A 5,669-nucleotide genomic window follows, 5' to 3' on the forward strand; every position below is an offset into this window, starting at 1 on the left:
CGGCCGCCTGCTGGTGCGCGGCGAAGTCCCCGAGCAGCTGGCGGTGCCGGTAGGCGAGCATGCGCACGGTGGAGGAGGCCGGCATGCTGGAGTCAATCCGGTCGACCACCCGCGTGTGCCCGGTACCGACCGGTTCAAAAAGGTGTTCGTGGCGCCAGTGCAGCACCCTGGTGGGCAGGGACCGCCACCCTTGGGGCTCCAGTTGGTCGACAAAGCGCCGGCCCGGAATGTACTGCCGCGGCTGATGCCGGGCCACCCACTGCACTCCGGCTGGAAGCCGCAGCAGCGCGGTGCCGTCACGCAGTGATCGGGCTTCTTGTTCCACCTTCAGCGGCAGCCAGGGCGGCAGCAGGCGGCGCACCGCGCCAGGCCGGGAGAACCAGGCCACCACCTCATCGATGGGCTGGGACACTTGCACGGCGCGTTCAATGCTCATGTCCCAACCCTAGCGGAGAACCAGGCGGCCCGAGCGGTCTCCTGCCGCGGCGCTCAGGGCAGGATATGCCGCAAATTTGCGGGCTGCGGGCCAGCGAAAAGTTCCAGCTTGTTTTCGCAGGCCCCTTACCACCGATCACGGGCCGACGGGCCCGCTTGACATACCCCCCGGGGTATAGCTTAGGTTGGATGCATACCCCCACGAAAGGATGCACCATGCTTCTGGAACGCTTCTATGACGAAGATCTGGCCCAAGCCAGCTATTTCATTGGCTGCCAGCCAAGGGCGAGGCAATCGTCGTCGATGCCCGGCGTGACATCTCCGGGTACCTGGCACTGGCCGCCAAGCACGGAATGCGCATCGTCGCGGTGACCGAAACCCACATCCACGCCGACTACCTCTCCGGCACCCGCGAGCTGGCTGCCGCCACCGGGGCCGCCACCTACGTCTCGGGCGAGGGCGGAGCCGACTGGCAATACGGTTTCCAGGCCGAGCGCCTAATGGACAAGGACACCATCACACTGGGCAACATCACCGTGACCGCGCGCCACACCCCCGGCCACACCCCGGAGCACCTTTCGTTCCTCATCACCGACGGCGCCTTCAGCGACCAGCCCGGCTACATGCTCTCCGGCGATTTCATCTTCGCCGGTGATCTGGGCCGCCCGGACCTGCTGGACGAGGCGGCCGGCGGCGTGGACACCCGCTTCGCCGGGGCCAGGGACCTGTTCGCCTCGCTGCGCGACGTCTTTCTGAAGTTGCCGGACCACATCCAGGTCTACCCGGGCCACGGTTCGGGCAGCGCCTGCGGCAAGGCGCTGGGCGCCGTTCCCTCCACCACCGTGGGCTACGAGCGCAACTTCGCCTGGTGGGGCCGCTACCTGGCCAATAACGACGAAGAGCTTCATCGCCGAGCTGCTCGACGGACAGCCCGACGCCCACGCCTACTTCGCCCGAATGAAGCGCCAGAACCGCGACGGCGCCAAGGTGCTGGGCACCCTGCCGGAGTTGGTTCAGTTCACCGCACAGCAGATCATCGAGAAGACTTCCGCGAAAGAGGCGGTCTTCGTGGACACCCGTGGACATGTGGCGGTAGCCGAGGGCACCGTCGCCGGCGCCCTGGCCATCCCGGCCATTTCCAAGATGGCGAGCTTCGGCGCCTGGGCCTTCGACCCGCAAGCCGACGACCGCCAGCTGATCCTGTTCGCCGAGAACCTGGAGTCGGCCGAGGAAATGCGCGACCACCTGATGCGTGTGGGCATCGATGCGGTGTCCGGCTACGCCACCAGCCTTCGGGCCTGCCGGCTTTTACCCCGCCACGCGTGGACCCGACGGAGCTGGAGGACTTCGATCACGCCCTGCTCCTCGACGTCCGCGGCCGGGGCGAGTTCAACGCCGGAGCCATCCCGGACGCGAAGCACATCTCCGGCGGCCGCGCCTGTGGGCCCTGGACGAACTTCCGACCGACGGCAAGATCGTCACCTATTGCCAAAGTGGCCTGCGCAACTCGGTCGTTGCCAGCGCCTGCGCGATGCCGGGTACGACGTGGTCGAACTGACCGGCAGCTACGCCGGCTGGCTGCCGCCATGAACAAGACCAACGCCTAATCCAACCCCACGAAGAAGGACACCCCCTCAAGCATGAGCACCCCCATTGATGTCATGGACGCAGCGGCCCTAAAAAAGCTGCTGGCGTCCGACGAATCCGGCGTAGCAGTCCTGGATGTGCGCACCCCCGCGGAGTTTGAATCCGTGCATATCCCGGGCTCCTACAACCTGCCGCTGGAGCTGGTCGCGGAGCACGCCCACGACGTGACCCGCAAGCTGGGCAAGCAGATTGTGCTGGTTTGCCAGTCCGGTGTCCGCGCCGGCCAGGCGCAGCAGAGGCTGGTCGACATCCACATCGAAGCCAGCAGCGTGCTCGAAGGCGGCATCGCGGCCTATGAGAAGTCCGGCGGCACCGTGGTGCGCGGCACCCGGCGCTGGGCCATGGACCGTCAGGTCCGCATGAGCGCAGGCTCGCTGGTGCTGCTGGGCTTCGTCGCCTCGAAGCTGATCCACCCGAAGCTGGGCTACCTCTCGGCGGCGATCGGCGCGGGCCTGACCTATTCCGCGGCCAGCAATTCCTGCGCGATGGCCAGCCTGCTGTCCAAGATGCCGTGGAACCAGGCCAGCACGGCCAAAACCAACCCCCTGGCCCAGATCCCCAGCGCCGGGCAGCTGCTGAACCCGAACGGCAAGTAGGGGCAAGGACGTGGAGCCATTGGTGATTCTGGTCCTGGCCTTGTCGATCGTCGTCGGCCTGACCCTGGGTCTGCTGGGTGGCGGTGGTTCCATCCTGATGGTTCCACTGCTCACCTACGTCGCGGGCATGGACGCCAGGGAAGCGATCACCACCTCGCTGTTCGTGGTGGGCGTGACCTCGTTGGCCAGCCTGCCGCCCCACGCGCGGGCACGCCACGTTCGCTGGTCCCCGGCCTGGTCTTCGCCGCAGCGAGCATGAGCGGCGCGTTCCTCGGCGGCCTGGCCAGCGCGGCCATTCCCGCCACGGTGCTGATGGTGGCCTTCGCCATCATCATGCTGGCCAGTGCGCGGAACATGATCCGCGGACGGAAGAAGGCCGCCGGCGCCGAAGCCAAGGGCCGTTCTGTGCTGCTGTACATTCCCGTCGGCCTGGTCGTCGGCCTGGTCACCGGCCTGGTGGGTGCCGGCGGTGGCTTCCTCATCGTCCCGGCCCTGGTGCTGCTGGCAGGCTTGCAGATGAAGCATGCGGTCGGCACTTCCCTGCTGGTGATCGCCCTGAACTCGGCATCCGGGATGCTGGGGCACCTGAACTCCACCGCGGTCAACTGGCCGCTGACCCTGCTCATCACGGCAGCAGCCATCATTGGCTCCCTGATTGGAGCGCGACTGGCTTCGAAGGTGCCGGAGCAGAGACTGCGCCGCGGGTTCGGATACTTCGTGCTGGCCATGGGCGTCTTCGTCCTGGCACAGGAACTGCCGCACCCGGCAGGCGCCATCCTTGCCGCTGCCATGGCCCTGCTCACCCTCGCCTGCGTGCTCTGCACCAAAATCCCGCCCCTCTCCGCCATATGTCCCTGGCGCAATGCCCGGGCGGCGCAGTAACCGCCAACAACCAAAGGAGCATCAATGAAACCGCTAGAATTGACCGAAACGAACTTCGCTGAAACCGTCAAGTCCTCTGCCATGCTGCTGGTCGACTTCTGGGCAGCCTGGTGCGGCCCGTGCCGCAACTTCGCACCCGTCTTCGACACCGCCGCAGGATTGCACCAGGAGGTGATCTTCGGCAAGGTGAACACCGAGACGCAGCAGAACTTGGCGGCCGCCGCCCAGATCACCTCCATTCCCACGCTGATGGCGTTCAAGGACGGCGTGCTGGTTTATTCCCAGCCCGGTGCGCTGGACTCCCGCGGCCTGGAGGAACTGATTGCCTCGCTGAAGAACCTGGACATGGAAGCCGTGCACGCCCAGATGGCGGCCGCGGGGAAGTCCCAACAGTAATCCGGGGGTGCACCCATGGTCTTTTCGAATAGGAGCACATCATGCGCAACGCAGATGAAGCCACACGCAAACGCATCCTCAACCGCCTGAAGCGGGCCCGCGGCCAGCTTGATGCAGTGATCAACTCGGTTGAAAACGACGGCAAGTGCCGCGACGTGGTCACCCAGCTCTCTGCCGTGTCCACCGCCCTGGACCGCGCCGGATTCGCCATCGTGGCCACGGCCATGCAGCACTGCCTTATCGATCCCGAAAAGACCGCCGAAGCGGAAGACGGCTTGACCGTCGAAGAGTTGGAGAAGCTCTTCCTCTCACTTTCCTAGATTTACGGCTTACGAGCCAGAGAAGGAGGCACCTCATGTGCCGACAGGTTTCCTGCAAAAAATGTGGCAAGACCACCTGGGCCGGCTGCGGCCAGCACGTTGACTCGGTTATGCGCGGCGTCCCCGCAAAGGACCGCTGTCAAGGCCACGAGAACGAGCCGGGCAAGGGCTTCTTTAGCCGGCTCTTTGGACGCTAGAGCCGGGAGCGGTTAACCCAGGCCCCTGGAAGCAGTTGTGCAAGAAACTGCAGCTGCGTTGCGGGAATCCGGGTTGTACACCCCGATTCCCGCATGACACGAAGTCCACTTTCATCTGATCTCCCGGTAGCCACCGCCTGATAAGGACGCAAGGCGGTGCATCATAAGGCATATGGGGCCACCGGATCGCTCGTCTGCCAGGCACGAAATGTACCGGCGGAACCGCTTTGGGGTACGACCGCCAGCACTTTGGACTGGCGGCTGCCCCACGAGCCGGTACCAAGTATCACCGTGGCCGCCGTGCTGGCCTGTGCGAGTGCTAGGACAACGAAGGATTCGCGCGCTCAAGCACCCACACGGGGCGGACCCCAGGGGGATCCTGCATCCCCCACGCTTCGCGTGTGAGATCAACTCACCCACTGCAAAGGGAGTTTGCCTCACCGCCTCTTCAGGCTTCAGGCAGTAGCCGCGGCCAGCAGCTCCAACACGTGCTGGTAGTCCTTGCCGGTGGCCCGGCTCATTCCCAATTCGCAGGTGCGGTTGCAGGAAGCATGGGCCTGGCTGTCCAGCTGGCGCACCTGTTCGGCCTGAACAGCGGTGGCCGAGGCGGTCAGCTCCGGATGCAGCATGCCCCGGTCCCCGGCAAAGCCACAACATCCCCAGTCTTGGGCACCTGCACGGTGTGGGAAACCGCCTGGGCAATCTGCACCAGCTGGTCGTTCAGCCCCATCTGGGTGGAGGAGCAGGTGGGGTGCAGGGTCAGCGACTGGATTTTCCGCCCCGCCGGCAACCGGTGCAGCAGGTGCTCGGCGGTGAAGCCGAGCACGTCGATGACCTGGAATCCGGCCTGGCCCAGGATGTGCTCAAACCCCTCGGTGCAGCTGCTCGCGTCGGAGATCACCGGCAGCCTGCCGCCGGCAGGCTGGGCGGCACGCACCCGGTTCAGGACGCGGGCCTCCATCACCTCATGACCCTGCGCATAGCCCTTGGAGGTCCAGGGTGTGGCACAGCACATGGATTCGATGCCCTCGGGCACCAGCACCGCGACCCCGGCCCGGCGCAGCAGCTGTTCGAACGCGGCTCCCACCCCCGGCCCCATCCCCGCAGGAGCCGAACATGGAGTTGACGCAGGCGCAGGTAGAGCGCCACCGGCTCGGCATCGGGGACACCGAGCCGTCCGGTCAACGGTTTGCGGG

Annotated in this window: 5 protein-coding genes and 3 pseudogenes; 5 read left to right on the plus strand and 3 right to left on the minus strand. The window is 65.9% G+C overall.

Translation table 11 applies throughout. The features are described from left to right. A pseudogene (locus JCM19049_RS07395) lies at nt 1-436 on the minus strand (TIGR01777 family protein); the annotation flags it as partial. A gap of 215 nt (nt 437-651) precedes the next feature. Between JCM19049_RS07395 and JCM19049_RS07400 the strand changes: the two are divergent. The 5 genes and pseudogenes from JCM19049_RS07400 (at nt 652) to JCM19049_RS07420 (ending at nt 4,276) form a co-directional block, all read left to right on the plus strand. Beyond that, a pseudogene (locus tag JCM19049_RS07400) lies at nt 652-2,025 on the plus strand (rhodanese-like domain-containing protein). Between the two features lie 50 nt (nt 2,026-2,075). Next, nucleotides 2,076-2,678: a rhodanese-like domain-containing protein gene (locus JCM19049_RS07405; protein WP_279402682.1), complete on the plus strand. Its 603-nt coding sequence runs from the start codon at nt 2,076-2,078 to the stop codon at nt 2,676-2,678. A 22-nt stretch (nt 2,679-2,700) separates the two neighbouring features. Continuing rightward, nucleotides 2,701-3,560, plus strand: a pseudogene (locus JCM19049_RS07410) (sulfite exporter TauE/SafE family protein). Nucleotides 3,561-3,584: 24 nt separating this feature from the next. Beyond that, nucleotides 3,585-3,956, plus strand: a complete 372-nt coding sequence (trxA, locus tag JCM19049_RS07415) for a thioredoxin (RefSeq protein WP_054821261.1) — start codon at nt 3,585-3,587, stop codon at nt 3,954-3,956. Between the two features lie 41 nt (nt 3,957-3,997). Further along, nucleotides 3,998-4,276 (plus strand): metal-sensitive transcriptional regulator, encoded by a 279-nt coding sequence (locus JCM19049_RS07420; protein ID WP_054821262.1) that lies wholly within the window; start codon nt 3,998-4,000, stop codon nt 4,274-4,276. Nucleotides 4,277-4,928: 652 nt separating this feature from the next. Here JCM19049_RS07420 and JCM19049_RS22425 read toward each other — a convergent pair. Next, nucleotides 4,929-5,102, minus strand: coding sequence for a hypothetical protein (locus JCM19049_RS22425; protein WP_306420736.1), 174 nt, complete (start codon nt 5,100-5,102; stop codon nt 4,929-4,931). Next, nucleotides 5,084-5,560, minus strand: coding sequence for a hypothetical protein (locus JCM19049_RS22430; RefSeq protein WP_054821263.1), 477 nt, complete (start codon nt 5,558-5,560; stop codon nt 5,084-5,086). Before JCM19049_RS22430 ends, JCM19049_RS22425 begins: the two co-directional genes overlap by 19 nt. Nucleotides 5,561-5,669: the final 109 nt, after the last annotated feature.

It is taken from the genome of Arthrobacter sp. JCM 19049 (assembly GCF_001310435.1).